General features: G+C 45.9%; 20 protein-coding genes. 14 read left to right on the top strand and 6 right to left on the bottom strand.

The window, feature by feature from the left end:
• Positions 1 to 11: 11 nt before the first annotated feature.
• Genes ICN44_RS04230 through gpmA form a run of 3 tightly spaced genes read right to left on the bottom strand, consistent with a single transcriptional unit; the run spans position 12 to position 2,924 of the window.
• Entirely contained in the window at positions 12 to 764 is a 753-nt protein-coding gene (locus ICN44_RS04230; protein ID WP_216262846.1) for a HesA/MoeB/ThiF family protein, read from the bottom strand.
• Between the two features lie 24 nt (positions 765 to 788).
• Positions 789 to 2,222, bottom strand: coding sequence for a S41 family peptidase (locus ICN44_RS04225; RefSeq protein WP_216262845.1), 1,434 nt, complete (start codon positions 2,220 to 2,222; stop codon positions 789 to 791).
• A gap of 12 nt (positions 2,223 to 2,234) precedes the next feature.
• Positions 2,235 to 2,924 (bottom strand): 2,3-diphosphoglycerate-dependent phosphoglycerate mutase, encoded by a 690-nt coding sequence (gene gpmA, locus ICN44_RS04220; protein ID WP_216262844.1) that lies wholly within the window; start codon positions 2,922 to 2,924, stop codon positions 2,235 to 2,237.
• A gap of 22 nt (positions 2,925 to 2,946) precedes the next feature.
• Here gpmA and ICN44_RS04215 point away from each other — a divergent pair, with 22 nt between their 5' ends.
• Genes ICN44_RS04215 through ICN44_RS04200 form a run of 4 tightly spaced genes read left to right on the top strand, consistent with a single transcriptional unit; the run spans position 2,947 to position 5,213 of the window.
• On the top strand, positions 2,947 to 3,360 hold the full coding sequence (locus tag ICN44_RS04215; protein ID WP_216262843.1) for a rhodanese-like domain-containing protein: 414 nt from the start codon (positions 2,947 to 2,949) through the stop codon (positions 3,358 to 3,360).
• A 10-nt stretch (positions 3,361 to 3,370) separates the two neighbouring features.
• The gene (grxC, locus tag ICN44_RS04210) at positions 3,371 to 3,625 is read left to right on the top strand and encodes a glutaredoxin 3 (RefSeq protein WP_072582670.1); all 255 of its coding nucleotides are present in this window, start codon (positions 3,371 to 3,373) and stop codon (positions 3,623 to 3,625) included.
• A 28-nt stretch (positions 3,626 to 3,653) separates the two neighbouring features.
• Positions 3,654 to 4,166 (top strand): protein-export chaperone SecB, encoded by a 513-nt coding sequence (gene secB / locus ICN44_RS04205; RefSeq protein WP_216262842.1) that lies wholly within the window; start codon positions 3,654 to 3,656, stop codon positions 4,164 to 4,166.
• A 24-nt stretch (positions 4,167 to 4,190) separates the two neighbouring features.
• On the top strand, positions 4,191 to 5,213 hold the full coding sequence (locus tag ICN44_RS04200) for an NAD(P)H-dependent glycerol-3-phosphate dehydrogenase (RefSeq protein ID WP_216262841.1): 1,023 nt from the start codon (positions 4,191 to 4,193) through the stop codon (positions 5,211 to 5,213).
• 22 nt (positions 5,214 to 5,235) lie between these two features.
• Here the strand turns inward: ICN44_RS04200 and trmL are convergent, their stop codons facing one another.
• Both trmL and ICN44_RS04190 read right to left on the bottom strand, forming a co-directional pair.
• Positions 5,236 to 5,706: a tRNA (uridine(34)/cytosine(34)/5-carboxymethylaminomethyluridine(34)-2'-O)-methyltransferase TrmL gene (gene trmL / locus ICN44_RS04195; protein ID WP_216262840.1), complete on the bottom strand. Its 471-nt coding sequence runs from the start codon at positions 5,704 to 5,706 to the stop codon at positions 5,236 to 5,238.
• A gap of 10 nt (positions 5,707 to 5,716) precedes the next feature.
• Positions 5,717 to 6,484, bottom strand: coding sequence for a ComF family protein (locus ICN44_RS04190; protein WP_255537399.1), 768 nt, complete (start codon positions 6,482 to 6,484; stop codon positions 5,717 to 5,719).
• Between ICN44_RS04190 and ICN44_RS04185 the strand changes: the two genes are divergently transcribed.
• From ICN44_RS04185 to ICN44_RS04155, 7 genes are all read left to right on the top strand, one after another.
• Positions 6,484 to 7,281, top strand: a complete 798-nt coding sequence (locus tag ICN44_RS04185) for a class I SAM-dependent methyltransferase (RefSeq protein ID WP_255537398.1) — start codon at positions 6,484 to 6,486, stop codon at positions 7,279 to 7,281. The two genes, ICN44_RS04190 and ICN44_RS04185, sit on opposite strands and share 1 nt — an antisense overlap.
• Positions 7,282 to 7,544: 263 nt before the next feature.
• A complete protein-coding gene (gene coxB / locus ICN44_RS04180; protein WP_370624867.1) occupies positions 7,545 to 8,615 on the top strand; it encodes a cytochrome c oxidase subunit II in 1,071 nt (356 codons plus the stop codon).
• Between the two features lie 42 nt (positions 8,616 to 8,657).
• Positions 8,658 to 10,277 (top strand): cytochrome c oxidase subunit I, encoded by a 1,620-nt coding sequence (gene ctaD, locus ICN44_RS04175; protein WP_216262836.1) that lies wholly within the window; start codon positions 8,658 to 8,660, stop codon positions 10,275 to 10,277.
• The gene (locus ICN44_RS04170; protein WP_370624859.1) at positions 10,246 to 10,392 is read left to right on the top strand and encodes a cytochrome oxidase small assembly protein; all 147 of its coding nucleotides are present in this window, start codon (positions 10,246 to 10,248) and stop codon (positions 10,390 to 10,392) included. Before ctaD ends, ICN44_RS04170 begins: the two co-directional genes overlap by 32 nt.
• Positions 10,393 to 10,407: 15 nt before the next feature.
• On the top strand, positions 10,408 to 10,992 hold the full coding sequence (locus tag ICN44_RS04165) for a cytochrome c oxidase assembly protein (protein WP_216262834.1): 585 nt from the start codon (positions 10,408 to 10,410) through the stop codon (positions 10,990 to 10,992).
• A gap of 17 nt (positions 10,993 to 11,009) precedes the next feature.
• Positions 11,010 to 11,183 (top strand): DUF2970 domain-containing protein, encoded by a 174-nt coding sequence (locus ICN44_RS04160; RefSeq protein WP_083564235.1) that lies wholly within the window; start codon positions 11,010 to 11,012, stop codon positions 11,181 to 11,183.
• A 29-nt stretch (positions 11,184 to 11,212) separates the two neighbouring features.
• The gene (locus ICN44_RS04155; RefSeq protein WP_216262833.1) at positions 11,213 to 12,067 is read left to right on the top strand and encodes a cytochrome c oxidase subunit 3; all 855 of its coding nucleotides are present in this window, start codon (positions 11,213 to 11,215) and stop codon (positions 12,065 to 12,067) included.
• A gap of 66 nt (positions 12,068 to 12,133) precedes the next feature.
• On the opposite strand, the gene ICN44_RS04150 is transcribed toward ICN44_RS04155, so the two are convergent.
• Entirely contained in the window at positions 12,134 to 12,346 is a 213-nt protein-coding gene (locus ICN44_RS04150) for a twin transmembrane helix small protein (RefSeq protein ID WP_072582679.1), read from the bottom strand.
• 14 nt (positions 12,347 to 12,360) lie between these two features.
• On the opposite strand from ICN44_RS04150, the gene ICN44_RS04145 reads away from it, so the two are divergent.
• From ICN44_RS04145 to ICN44_RS04135, 3 genes are read left to right on the top strand one after another with little or no spacing between them, the layout of a single operon-like run.
• Positions 12,361 to 13,149 carry an SURF1 family protein gene (locus ICN44_RS04145; protein ID WP_255537396.1) on the top strand — a complete coding sequence of 263 codons (789 nt, stop codon included), beginning with the start codon at positions 12,361 to 12,363 and terminating at the stop codon, positions 13,147 to 13,149.
• Positions 13,146 to 13,802 carry a hypothetical protein gene (locus ICN44_RS04140; protein ID WP_216262832.1) on the top strand — a complete coding sequence of 219 codons (657 nt, stop codon included), beginning with the start codon at positions 13,146 to 13,148 and terminating at the stop codon, positions 13,800 to 13,802. Before ICN44_RS04145 ends, ICN44_RS04140 begins: the two co-directional genes overlap by 4 nt.
• Positions 13,802 to 14,923 (top strand): heme A synthase, encoded by a 1,122-nt coding sequence (locus ICN44_RS04135; RefSeq protein ID WP_216262831.1) that lies wholly within the window; start codon positions 13,802 to 13,804, stop codon positions 14,921 to 14,923. Before ICN44_RS04140 ends, ICN44_RS04135 begins: the two co-directional genes overlap by 1 nt.

Below are 14,923 nucleotides of genomic sequence, written 5' to 3'. Positions count from 1 at the left end.
TAGTGCGTTGCCTAGTGGGCTGAGCCGCATACCGAGCACTCGGAATTACGGCTAATACGGATTTCATCGATTTGGGTCGTGCGCCCATTCCAGAGCAACATGCGGCCCACCAAGGACTCTCCAAAACCAATTAATACCTGCAGCGCTTGAGCGGCTTGCATGGCTCCAATGATCCCTACTAGAGGCGAGAAGATGCCCATGCTGGAGCAACTGACTTCTTCAAATACTTCATCTGGAGAAAAGATGCAGGCATAGCATGGTGAGCTTGGATTTCGCAGATCAAAGACGCTCACTTGACCATCAAACTTGAGAGCAGAGCCTGAAACCAATGGAATTTGATGTTTAACGCAGGCAGCATTAATCAGGTGTCTGGTTGAAAAGTTATCTGTGCAATCGAGAACAACATCAACGCTTGGCAGTAGTTCAGCTAATAACGAAGCTGTGGCTTTAGCCTGAATAGTTTCAATCTGAATACTGGAGTTAAGACCTTGTAAAAATTCTTTTCCTGACGCCACTTTGCTTTTCCCAATACTACTTTCGGTGTGCATGATTTGGCGCTGCAAATTGGTGAGTTCTACCTCATCGTGATCCATCAGGGTAATGTGGCCTACTCCTGCTGACGCTAAATAGGGTGCTGCAGCGCTGCCTAAGCCGCCGCCGCCGATGACTAATGCATGTGATTGGAGAAGCTTCTCTTGGCCAGCAACATCAATCTCGTCAAGCAGCAAGTGCCTTGAGTATCGAAGTAACTGCTCGTCATTCATGTGCCAGCCGCAGAGATTAAAAGATTATTCGAGCTTGGATGAAGAGCGCTTCACAGGCTGGCCATTAATAAAGGCTACTGCCTGAGAAAGCATGAAGTCATCTGCACTACCTAGTTCAGGCGGTTTCTTATTTTTATCCTTCTCTTTTTCTTCAGGAGTCTTCTTGGCATTTTTCTCTTCAATGCGCTGCAACTCTTCGAGGCGACGTTGTTCACGATCTTTAATCAACTTATCTTCAGCAGATTGCTTATTGCGTAAGTGTTTCTCGCTATCGATCTCGCGAGTGATTAAGACATCATCTGGATCGCCATCTTTATTTTGATCAACTGGAATATCTGGTTTCACACCAAAAGCCTGAATCGACTTGCCACTTGGGGTGTAGTAATAAGCGGTAGTAATCTTCAGTGCTGAATCATTGGTCAAAGGACGAACGGTTTGGACAGAGCCCTTACCAAAGGTCGTTTTTCCAATAATGGTTGCGCGTTTATAGTCCTGGAGTGCGCCAGCCACAATCTCAGAGGCTGATGCGGAATAAGCGTTAACCAAGACCACCATAGGCAATTTCTTAAACATCGCCGGAACACCCGCCAAAGGATCGCCAGACTCATTTAGACGGTACATCGCTGGGTTTGCATTAAATACCTGTTTTGAATCTGGGGACTGGCCTTTAGTAGAGACAATGACTGCATCAGCAGGCAAGAATGCTGCAGCTACACCCACAGCTCCTTGTAATAGACCGCCGCCATTGTTGCGCAGGTCAAGAATGATGCCTTTGAGCTTTGGATCTTGATTGGCGATATCAGTCAATTTTTTAGCAAGATCAGGAACGGTGCGCTCTTGAAAGCTAGTGATGCGTACCCAAGCAATATCGTTATCCAGAATTTTTGTTTTGACGGATTGAACTTTAATTTCTGCACGCGTGATCGTTACTGGAAAGCTACGCTCTTCACTCTTACGAAATACTGTCAACGTAATTTTGGTTCCAGGAGTGCCGCGCATAGTGCGCACAGCTTTGTCTAGAGACATGCCGCGTACTGGTTTGTCATCAAGGCGTGTGATGAGATCTCCAGCTTGAAGGCCTGCGCGAGCAGCAGGACTATCTTCAATTGGATTGAGTACTTTAACTACACCATCTTCAGAAGTGATTTCAATGCCAAGTCCAGCAAACTTTCCAGAAGTCATCTCTTGCATCTCTGCAAAATCTTTTTTATCTAAGAAAGTGGAATGTGGATCAAGACTGCTCACCATTCCTTTAACAGCATCTGTTAGTAGTTGCTTATCTTCTATGGGCTCAACATATTCACGCTTAATTTGGGCAAAGACATTGGAGAGCGTACGCAGCTCATCCAGTGGGAGCTGGGCGCCTTGCTGGGCAGTCGCGGAGAGCTGGATCGTGGCTGCTACGCCGGCAATAAGGCCAACGGTTATTAGGGCGAAATTCTTTAGAAATTGGCGCATATCTCTTTTGCTTTAATCCAAATAAAAGTGTTGAATAGGTTTGAGGTTGTCATCTAACTCATAAACAAGTGGCACACCATTAGGTACGTTCACTTCCATGATGTCTTCGTCAGACATTTGATCTAAATACTTCATGAGTGAACGAATACTGTTGCCGTGTGCTACTAGTAAAACGCGTTTGCCAGCCTTGAGCGCGGGTGCAATAGATTCATTCCACAAGGGTAATACTCGCTCAACGTTATCTTTTAAGCATTCACCCAAAGGAATGTCGGAAGGATTGAGCTTTGAATAACGGAGATCATTTTTAGGATGACGTTCATCATCATGCTCAAGTAGCGGTGGACGCACGTTATAGGAGCGACGCCAAATATGAACTTGTTCATCGCCATATTTAGTTGCTGTTTCAGCTTTATTCAATCCAGTGAGCGCGCCATAGTGACGTTCATTTAAACGCCAACTATGAACAACAGGAAGCCACATCAAATCCATGGCATCTTGAACGTGCCAAAGAGTGCGAATTGCACGCCTTAAAACGGAGGTATAGGCGATATCAAATTCATAACCTGCTTTTTTGAGGTTTGCGCCTGCTGCAATGGCCTGTTCTGCGCCTTTAGGGGTTAAGTCGACGTCCGCCCAGCCAGTGAAGCGGTTTTCAAGGTTCCAGGCAGATTCGCCATGACGAATAAGGACAAGTTGTTTCATAGAGCCATTCTATAATCCGGTGATGAACTTTCTCACGCAAATTGATAATTTAGCGCTTATTGCCCTGTTGTTGGTTTCAGGCATAGCGCTTTTCCTACCCTCATTATCTACGCTTATTGGCGGAAAAGGCTTATCGCCTACCGAAGCGACGATTTGGATTAATCGTCGCAAAGCCTATGTTTTGGACCTGCGCTCGGAGGAGGCCTTCAAAGTTGGTCATCTGCCTGGTGCCAAATTGGCCAATGCCGCTGGTTTGACCGCGGCTATTGAAAAGCTCAAGCTCGATCGCAAGCACCCAGTGGTCTTGGTTTGTGAAACTGGCACCCAGTCACGCAAACTCGTGGCCGAAGCTCAAAAGCTGGGCTTTGCCGAAGTAGGCGCCTTAGATGGCGGTGTCCAGGCTTGGAAAGCAGCAGCGCTGCCTTTAGTGAAATAAGGAAAAATCGATGCCTCCAGTAACAATGTATAGCACCCAAGTTTGCCCTTACTGCGTCATGGCGGAAAAGTTGCTGACTAAAAAAGGCGTTGCTAATCTCGAAAAGATTTTGATTGATCGTGATCCGGCCCAGCGCGAAATAATGATGACACGCACTGGCCGCCGCACTGTTCCACAAATCTATATAGGTGACACGCATGTTGGTGGTTATGACGACTTAGTGGCATTAGATCGTGCTGGAAAGCTTGATCCCTTATTAGCTTAATAGATTAAACATACAAAGAAAGTTAGCAATGACTGAAAAATCCCCAGCACATCAGGCAAGTGCCGAGCAAGCTAAAGAACCTGGATTTCGTATTCAGCGAATTTACTTAAAAGATGTATCTCTTGAGCAACCAAATGCTCCGCAGATTTTGTTGGTTGCGTCTGAGCCACAAGTGCAGGTTGAGATTGATATCTCCGTTGCACCCTTAAGTGAAGGTATCTTTGAGGTGGCCCTTAGTTCCACTGTGACTGCGAAAGTCGACACCAAAGTACTGTTCTTGGTAGAAGCAAAACAAGCCGGCATCTTTGAATTTAGCAATATTCCGGTGGAGCAAATTGACCCCATGCTTGGTATTGCTTGCCCAACGATTCTGTATCCGTATTTGCGTTCAAATATTGCCGACATTATTAGTCGCGCAGGCTTCCAGCCAATTCATTTGAATGAGATTAATTTCCACGCCATGTACGAACATCGTTTGATGCAAGCTCAACAAGAAGCTGCCGCTAAGGATAGCGCTGCCGCTGAGAGCAAGCCTCACTAAGCTCAACGAGCGAGCCCACAGATCATGAAAGTGACACTGCTTGGTGCTGGCGCCTGGGGAACGGCGATGGCTGCACAAGCAGCTCGCTTTCTCCAAGAAGGTGATGTTGTTTTATGGTCTCGTAGTAAACAACAGTTAAAAGAAATCGAAGAGAGCGCTGAAAATCGCGCTTATCTTTCAGGGATTCAGTTGCCTGCAAACCTCAAGTTTGAAAGCGACTTCTCTACTGCTATCAAAAGACTTTCTAGCGATGATTTATTAGTCATTGCTACACCAATGTCAGGGCTTTCAGAAACAATCGACCAAGCTTTAAAGATTGCTGAGCACCCACTCAATATTATTTGGCTTTGCAAAGGGCTTGAGCCGAATACCGCCTTATTGCCCCATCAGGTAGTAGAGCGTGAGAGCAAGATGCATTCTCATGGAATAACGCATTCATATGGCGCCTTATCTGGCCCAAGCTTTGCGCGTGAGGTTGGTGAAGGTATGCCTTGCGCTTTAACCGTTGCTAGCAAATCTCCCAAGTTATGTGAAGCAGTGCAGACCGCTTTCCATCACGGCAATATGCGCGTGTATTCAAGCGATGATTTAATTGGTGTGGAATTGGGTGGGGCAATTAAGAATGTCTTGGCGATTGCTGCAGGTATTGGTGATGGCTTAGATTTAGGTCTGAACGCACGCGCTGCTGTTCTCACACGCGGTTTAGCAGAGATGATGCGCATTGTGAAAGCCGCAGGCGGTAAATCCGAAACTTGTATGGGTCTAACTGGGGTTGGGGACTTGATCTTGACTGCCACTGGAGATCTATCGCGTAATCGGCGCGTTGGCCTTGAGCTTGCTGCTGGTAAGTCGCTGCCTGAGGTTCTTGCCAGTCTTGGTCATGTTGCTGAGGGTGTACTTTGTGCAGAGGCGGTTGGCGACTTAGCAAAACGCCTAGGAGTTGACATGCCGATTACTGCGATGATGGGTGAAGTGCTCTCTGGAAAATTGAACCCGCATGATGCTGTTAAAAAACTCATGGGGCGCGATCCTAAAATCGAATCGTAATTACAGCATCTGGGTCAATTTGTTATTGACCACCAGCAAGGCCATTCTGCCGCCATGCTTCATACACAACGATTGCTACAGTATTTGATAAGTTAAGACTGCGACTGCTATCTTGCATCGCTAGGCGCATACGATTCTCATTCGGAATGGAGTCTCTGACTTCATCCGTAATGCCTTTAGTTTCAGAACCAAATACGAAGTAATCATCGGGCGCGTATTTGCCTTCATGAAACTTTCCTGAGCCCTTGGTGGTCAATGCAAAGAGATGTTGAGGATCGGGTTGCTCATCCTTTAAAAACTCTTCCCAATTTTTATGGACTTTGACTCGTGCAAACTCGTGATAGTCCAAGCCCGCTCTACGCAACTTGGCATCTTCCATTGGAAATCCAAGCGGCTCAATTAAATGTAGCCTTGCTCCGGTATTGGCGCACAAACGAATAATGTTGCCTGTGTTGGGCGGGATTTCTGGTTCGAATAAAACGATATTAAACATGTAGCATTCTTTAGATTGGTCGCGCAGCTCTGAGTAGGACCCAGTTTATTACGCGAGATACACCATTGTCCTTCAGAACGCGCGCAATTTCATTAAGAGTTGCGCCGCTTGTCATTACATCATCAAACACAATCACAGTCTTGTTAGCGAGCTGCTGAATATAACGATCTTCAACGTAAAACATTCCCTGAATGGCTAGCTGGCGATTACTCAAGGTGCTTCCGGCTTGGTGCTTTGCATAATGATGACGCTGCAGCATATAAGGTGATTTTTGAATATGCCCTCCACACCGAATCTGTTTAGCTATTTCCCAACTTTGATTGAAACCACGCTGTGCTAACTTCTCAATACTGAGCGGCACTGGCAGTAAATAATCAGCAGAGATATCTTCAAGCTCCTTACTAAGAAGTAAGTTCCATGTTCTGCCAAGGGCATTAGCAAATGCAATGCGTTTTTGATACTTCAATTCATGTAGTGGAGTTTGTAGCAATCCATCGTAGCGATCTAAGCAATAAGTTTCATCAAAGTAGGGCCTCAAGGTTTGGCATTGCATGCAGCGTTGCTGTGCAATTTCTGAAGCCTGAAGTGTTATGCCGCATTGGTAGCAGCATTGATAGTTCAATAAACCTTCATCTCGTAATTGATTGAGACAACGATCGCATAGGGATGATTGCTGGAACCCCTGACAAGCAATACATGCTGTGGGCAAAAGTTGTTCACAAATGGCTTGAAAAATGGTCTCAGGAAATCCCATGGGGCGCTGAGTATACTGAGCCAATGACCCAGCCCCTTAGATGGTTACAAGACGAAATTGCAGATCGCATGCTGCAGAAATTAGACATCGTTAAGCTTGATGTAAAAGATATCTTAGTGGTGCCCGATTTTGCTGGTAAGCATTTGGATACGCTCGCTCAGCGCTATCCAAAGGCGCGCATTTTTAGCATCACCGAAAAAGGTGTCTCAGGATTTCAAATGTGGCGTACTAAGGCGATGAGCAATTGGCGATCTGCATTTTCTAGTAATGCTAGCCCCTTGGCCAGTTACACCTCATCTGGAAGATTCGATATTCCTGACAATTCTGTTGATTTAGTGTTTAGCGATCTTTTGTTGCAGGATTTGCCTGATCCTAAGCATTTCTTGCAGGAGTGTTGGCGCGTCCTGCGTGAGGGCGGTTTAATCACATTTAGCTATTTGGGCCCCGATACCGGAAAAGAGTTGCGCGCCTTAGAGCTTCCGGACGTAAAGCTGAAGAATTTATTAAGCCCTTGGGATATGCACGATATGGGAGATGCTTTGCTTGGGGGGCGGTTTTCTGATCCTGTAATGGACATGGAGTACCTCACTTTGGATTACGAGAAGCCTGCTTTATTGCTGGCTGATATGAGTGCGCTGAAATTGATACATTCCATCCCTCCCAGAGCGATTGAAAAAGAGGTTTTGTCCCAAAAAATCACCTTAGAGATAGTTTATGGACATGCCTGGGCCCTTGGAAAGCACCTTGCAAAGGCAAAGGACAACATAGCCTATTTTGATGCAAATCAAATTGTGCGCAAGACTAGGTCAGATTCTGCCTAAGTGTAAGTGCTTACTATCATTTAAACCTCGACCAAGATTGGTTCAAGCTGAGTTATCCCTGTTTGTTCTTGTGCCTAATTAACCCTATAATCACGGCTGGATGTATTGGCTTGAGACCGTTTTTTGGGCATTTTGTGGCATTTTTGCTGCTTTGCTCACGACAATAAACAGAGAATAAGATGAATTTATTTGGAAAAGTCACTAGGGCTTCGCTCTATTTCGTAGTTGCTTTTGGCACTGCTTTTGCTCATGCAGCAGAGAATATGCCTGGTGGCCCAGCTGTTAATCAGCTAAATTTCGCGCCTCCTGCTACTAAAATCATGCAAGAGATCCATTGGTTGCATTGGATGATGTTGGTCATTTGCGCAGTGATTTTTATTGGCGTTTTTGGGGTGATGTTTTATTCCATCTTGAAGCACCGTAAATCGTTAGGTCACAAATCAGCCTCTTTTCACGAGAGCACTACTGTTGAAATTATTTGGACAGTTATTCCATTGTTGATTGTTATCGGCATGGCATTGCCAGCAACAAAAACTGTTGTGGCGATGAAAGACACTACCAACTCTGACATCACTATTAAGACCACCGGCTATCAGTGGAAGTGGGGTTACGACTACATCAAGGGTGAGGGTGAAGGCATCAATTTTATTTCTACTTTGGCTACATCCCGAGAGGCAATCAATAACTTAGCACCTAAGTCAGATACTTATCTGATGGAAGTAGATAACGAAATGGTTGTGCCAGTTGGCAAAAAAATTCGTTTGATCACTACTGCTAACGACGTTATTCATGCTTGGACTATCCCAGCGTTTGGCGTAAAGCAAGATGCGATACCAGGCTTTGTTCGTGACACCTGGTTTAGAGCCGACAAGATTGGTACTTTTCGCGGTCAGTGTTCTGAGCTTTGCGGTGCAGAGCATGCCTTCATGCCTATCGTTGTGAGAGTAGTTTCACAAGAGGATTACACCGCTTGGGTTGCTGAGAAGAAAAAAGCAATGGGTACAGGTGGTGATGATCCGTCTAAGGTTTACACCCTGGAAGAGCAAAAAGAGCGTGGCGCAAAAGTATATGCAGCTAATTGCGCAGCTTGTCACCAGCCGAATGGTAAAGGTGCTGGGGCATTCCCTGCATTGGATGGCAGCAAAGTGGTTAATGGACCTAAAGCAGGCCAATTTAATATTTTGCTGAACGGTAAAAATGCAATGCCGAAGTGGGCAGGCGTACTTTCCGACGGAGATATCGCAGCCGTAATTACTTATACCCGCAATTCGTGGGGTAATAAAACCGGCGAAGTGATTCAGACCCAAGAAATTATTACCGCACGCGGCCAGTAAATCAGATTAACTAATACAGATAAAACGAAACCGGAGTAATCCATGAGCACAGTCTCTACTACCCACGACCACGCACACGACCACGCGCATGATGATCACACGCCACACGGATGGCGTCGTTGGTTATTTGCAACCAACCACAAAGACATCGGTACGATGTATTTGATCTTCTCGTTTATTAGCCTGTTAGCCGGCGGCACGATGGCCTTAGGAATTCGTCTGGAATTATTCCAGCCTGGTTTGCAATTCTTCCGCCCTGAGTTCTTTAATCAGCTAACCACTATGCATGGTTTGGTAATGGTGTTCGGCGCGATCATGCCGGCATTCGTTGGCTTCGCAAACTGGATGGTGCCTTTGCAAATTGGCGCATCTGATATGGCGTTTGCTCGTATGAATAACTTTAGCTTCTGGATTCTTCCAGTGGCTGCAACATTGCTTTTAAGTTCATTCTTAGTTCCTGGCGGCGCGCCTGCTGGCGGTTGGACAATCTACGCTCCATTGACCTCGCAAATGGGCCCTGGTATGGACATGGCTATTTTTGCCCTCCATTTATTAGGTGCGTCTTCCATCATGGGTTCGATCAACATCATCGTGACCATTTTGAATATGCGCGCTCCTGGTATGACTTTGATGAAGATGCCAATGTTCTGCTGGACTTGGTTGATCACTGCTTACTTATTGATTGCGGTAATGCCTGTATTGGCTGGCGCAATTACGATGGTTTTAACTGACCGTCACTTTGGTACTTCATTCTTCTCTGCAGTTGGCGGCGGTGATCCGGTTATGTTCCAGCATATTTTCTGGTTCTTTGGGCACCCAGAGGTTTACATCATGATTCTTCCAGCATTTGGAATCGTGAGTGAAATCGTTCCTGCTTTCTCCAGAAAAACATTGTTTGGTTACAGCTCAATGGTTTACGCAACATCGTCTATTGCGATCTTGTCATTCATTGTTTGGGCTCACCATATGTTTGCAACTGGTATGCCGGTAACTGGCCAGTTGTTCTTCATGTACGCAACGATGTTGATCGCTGTACCAACTGGTGTAAAGATTTTTAACTGGGTTGCAACCATGTGGAAAGGTTCAATGACCTTTGAAACTCCAATGTTGTGGGCTATTGGCTTCATCTTCGTATTTACGATGGGTGGCTTTACTGGCTTGATCCTGGCATTGGCGCCAATCGATATTGGTTTGCAAGATACCTACTATGTTGTAGCGCACTTCCACTATGTGTTGGTAGCGGGTTCATTGTTTGCTATGTTCGCCGGCTTCTACTACTGGTGTCCTAAGTGGACCGGTCGCATGGCTAATGAAACTCGCGGCAAGATCCACTTTTGGACTTCCATGATTTTCTTTAACATCACATTCTTCCCAATGCACTTCTTGGGCTTAGCAGGCATGCCACGTCGTTATGCCGACTACCCTACTCAGTTTGCTGATTTCAATTTAATTGCTTCAATCGGCGCTCTAGGCTTTGGATTATCGCAAGTGTACTTCTTGTTCTGTGTAGCATTACCTGCTTACCGTGGTCATGGTGAGAAGGCTCCAGCCAAGCCTTGGGACGGTGCTAAGGGTTTAGAGTGGACTGTGCCTTCACCAGCTCCACACCACACCTTTGAAACTCCTCCAAGTGCTGAGCAGTTACGTGAAGCAGGAATTTAATACGTCCCCTAAACAAGCCCTAGCTGCGAATAATCGTCGCTTAGGGCTGATTCTTTTGAGCGTTGCCGTAGTCTTTTTTATTGGCATTGTGATGAAGTGGAGCGTTTTGGGTTAATCCCACTTTGCCTATATGACCGTGACTTATTCTGCAAATCGCCAAATCTTATTGAAGCTACTTATTGCTTCAGTCATGATGTTTGGCTTTGGTTATGCCTTGGTCCCTATGTATAAAGCCTTGTGTGAGGTTACTGGGATTAACGTAGTAACAAGTAAGAATGATTATGGCGTTAGAGCTTTTAGTCCTAACAAAGTTGGTAACACTCAAATTAACTATGCCCGTACGGTGACGATTGAGTTTGACTCCAATAGTCGTGGCCCGTTTACTTTCAAACCAGTAAAGAATTTTTTAGAAGTGCATCCTGGTGAAATGACTGAGATTGTTTATGAGGTTACCAACAATCAGAATCGCCCAGTGCGAGCACAGGCAATACCAAGTTATGCGCCTAAAAGTGCTACAGAGTTTTTTACAAAGTTAGAGTGTTTTTGTTTTCAAGAGCAAACCCTAGCGGCAAATGAAACAAAGAAGATGCCGGTAGTTTTTGTGATCGATGCGGGTTTACCAGATGATGTGAAAACCATTACTTTGTCGTATACCTTCTTTGAGCTGGGCATGGGTGGTACACCACCTGCACCAAAGTCAAAGGTGGTGTCGTGAAGAAAAAAAGTAGTTTTATGCAGTCTATGAAAGCCGTGATGTGGGGCTTTTTGGGCGTGCGTAAACAATCAGGTTTGCAGGAAGATGTAGCTTCACTCAGTTTTGTTCACATTATCATTGCAGGTGTTGTTGGCGCCTTGATTTTTATGGGTGTTCTCCTGTTGATAGTGAAAGCAGTTGTGTCCCATTGATTATTTTTTGATTGAATAGAGAGAATAAGATGTCATCCAATTCAACCCCATACTATTTCGTCCCTGGACTATCTAGGCATCCTGCCATGGCCGCCGTCGGCTTAATTGCATTTGGCGCTGGTATGTCTGGCTGGGTAAATCACACTTCTTGGGGCGGCGCCCTGAGCTTGGTTGGTGTGGCATGGATTTTATTTGTGCTCTATCACTGGTTCGGCGATACGATTGCTGAATCCAATGCTGGTAAAAATGGTGTCAACGTTGATATTTCTTATCGCTGGTCAATGGCTTGGTTCATCTTCTCAGAAATCATGTTCTTTGGCGCATTCTTTGCGGCTCTCTTTTACGCACGCAATATTGCAATGCCTTGGATGGGTGACGTTACGAGCAAATTACTTTGGCCTAATTTCCAGGCTGTCTGGCCAAATGATGGTCCTGCTGGATTGGTTGAGAAATTCACAACCATGGGCCCTTGGCCGGTTCCAACCATCAACACATTGTTGTTGCTAAGCTCTGGTGTGACTATTACTATTGCTCACCATGCATTGGTAGAGAACCACATGAAGAAAGCCATTATTGGCTTGGCTGCAACTGTTGGCCTGGGCTTTATCTTCTTGTGTTTCCAAGGCTACGAGTACTACCATGCCTACCATGAGCTTAATTTGAAGCTCACATCAGGTATCTACGGCTCTACATTCTTTATGTTGACTGGCTTCCATGGTTTCCACGTATTCCTTGGTGGCACTATGCTGGCGATCGTATTGCGCCGTATGATTCGTGGCGACTTTACTGCTAAACACCACTTTGCTTTTGAAGGCGCTGCTTGGTACTGGCACTTCGTTGACGTAGTCTGGCTTGGTTTGTACATCGCTGTTTACTGGATGTAAGTTGAATAAAAATCGGGGCTTTAAAGCCCCGATTTGTTTTAGCACTCTTGTTGTGTGCGGTAACGGTTAGTTTGTTCCCACCCTGATGCCAGTAGCCTCAATGAGGCCAAAGTAGTGGGCTAGCAGAATTCCTAAAAATAGCGCGACGGATAACCCAATGCGTAGCATCAGTGAATGAACCATGCGGGAACTATTTCCCCTATCTTTCATCATGTAATACAGAGCCGATCCTAAGCTAAAAACAATCATTAGTAGGACAATAGGAATAATCCACTTCATCTCAAATCCCTCAATTGAATAAGCTGTTTTTTGCCCTCGTTGCCAAGCGCATAGTTGCTACTTTATCAGCCTTGCTGGTGATTGCGATCGGCTATGGCGCTGGGGTCTGGCAACTGAGCAGGGCTAACACCAAAATTGCCTTAGCAGCAAATTTACAGGCCCGCCAACAAATGCCCATCTTAAGTGCCAATGCAACACCATGGACTTTGGAAGAGGCTAGTGAACGTCGTATGATTGCTCGTGGGCGATATGTTCCCGAGGCAGCAGTTTGGCTGGATAACAGGCCAAGACCTATTCCTCCTGTTGGTAGCGCCACTGCACAGTCCGGCTTTTACTTGATGATGCCTTTGAGGCTGGAGGGGAAGGATGAGGTTCTTTGGGTGAATCGGGGTTGGGCGCCGCGTAACAATGAAAATCGCGAAACCCTCCCACCCGTGCAAACTCCAAACAAGGTAGTCAATATTGAAGGCGTTGTATTTGCTCATCCCGGGAAAGTCTATGAGCTTGGGAGTAGCAAGATTTCTGCCGATGTAAACAAACCAAGAATTGAACAAAATTTTGATTTAACAGCTGAAGGCAAGTTACATGGTTGGAGTCAAGCGCCCTTTATCTTGCGTGAGATTGAGGTTGGCATAGAGGATGGCTTAATCCGTGATTGGGCGCCTCTGACAACTGGGGTCGATCGCCATTATGCTTATGCATTCCAGTGGTTTGCTTTGGCTCTTGCTGGGTTTTTATTTTGGTTGCTAAGTGGCCTGCGGCAATATAAACGTCAGGGATTGGTGAATGGGGATCAAGAGTGAGTGATAAAGAGTTATTAATTCCAGCTTCACAGGTGGATGCATCTGCGATTAATGCGCGTACGCGTCGCGGCCGCATTCAGATGCTGCTGTTATTGCTTGCCTGTGCCTCACCAGTTCTCGCTTCTTACTTTGCTTATTACGTGATTAAACCTGAGGGCGGAAAAACCAATTTCGGAACACTCGTATATCCAGCGCAAGAGTTCAATGCGGCGTGGCTTGATGCCCCACTTCAGGGTAAATGGACTCTCTTGGTAGCTCGTCCAGCTGGCGAATGTCACATCAAAGATGAGAAATGTATTGAAGCTTTATTTCTGATGCGCCAAACCAAAGTTGCTATGGGTAGAGAAAGTGGACGCTTGCAGTTGATCTGGGTGAATACCGATGGCAAGCCTGTTGACCCTGAAGTCCTAAAGATTTATGACGAAAAGACGGCGGGGCTTAAGGTGCTTACATTGCCTTCCGACCCAAAGCAAAGGACTGAATTTGAGGCTTGGTTAAATAAAGAGGGTGTAGGACAGGAAATTCAGTTGATTGACCCAAGTCCTGCCAAGATGATGTATTTCCCAGTGACAAATTCTCCTAAAGAATTTTCTAGTATGAAGAAAGACTTGGAAAAGCTTCTGAAGTTAAATCACAAGGGCGAAAGTTTGTAATGCCCAGTCTGATTTTATTTCTGGAGCTGGCGGCCATCGCTATTGTTTTTGCTGGCCTACCGCTCTTCTTCATTTGGAAAAAGCCTGGCTATAGCTTGTTGCAAAAACTTAATTGGGTTTTGGTCTTTATGACCTTTGACCTAATTGTATTTGGTGCATTTACACGTCTCACTGACTCTGGGCTGGGCTGCCCTGATTGGCCTGGATGCTACGGTACTTCGAATCCTTTTCATGCACTTGGCGACATTCAGCAAGCTGAGAGCGCCTTGCCGACTGGGCCTGTAACGGTCATTAAGGCTTGGATCGAAATGATTCATCGCTACTTAGCTATGACAGTAGGTACATTGATTTTAGTGCAAGTGGCTATTGCATTTTCTGAACTGAAGTCCTTAGGAAAAAAGCCTTTGTTCGGTAGCTTGGGATTGCTCTTATTAGTTTGTGTTCAAGGCGCCTTTGGTGCTTGGACTGTCACCCTGAAGTTGCAGCCAATCATCGTTTCGATTCATTTGATGTTGGCCTTAGTGTTATTGGCCTGCTTAACAGCGTATGCGCAGCAGTCATGGGAGACCAAGTCCTCTGCTATTCGCACCATTCGGGTACGACCGCTTTCTGCGCAACTCCTCACCCTTTCTTTTATAGTTTTATTCATCCAGGTTTTCCTAGGCGCATGGGTGAGTACCAATTACGCAGTACTAGCCTGTCCTGATTTCCCAACCTGTTTGGGAAGTGCTTGGCCTGAGACTAATTGGAGTGAGGGCTTTACTCTCTGGCGTCAATTGGGGCTCAATGCTCAGGGAGAATTTATCTCCCCTGCGGCCCTGCAAACAATCCACTGGGCACATCGCCTCTTTGCCATGCTGGTATTGCTTGTACTTGGGACCCTGGGCTGGAGAGCGCTTGCGCTGGCAACCCCAGTTCTAGCAGGCCTTAGTCAAGTGGCTAAGCTATTGCTCGGAGTGCTTTTATTGCAAGTCATCACTGGTATTTCTAATGTGGTGTTTCAGTGGCCGTTATTGGCGGCTTTATTGCACACTGCTGGCTCTGCGGCTTTGGTATTCTGTTTGGTCAGAATGAGCTATTGGGCATCTTGGAAGCCTTTCATTCAAAAGAAGATGGCGTAA

Source organism: Polynucleobacter sp. JS-Fieb-80-E5, from assembly GCF_018882015.1.
Lineage (GTDB): Bacteria > Pseudomonadota > Gammaproteobacteria > Burkholderiales > Burkholderiaceae > Polynucleobacter.
Note: the sequence above shows the minus strand (reverse complement) of the source record. Positions and strands in the feature narration are given on the sequence as shown.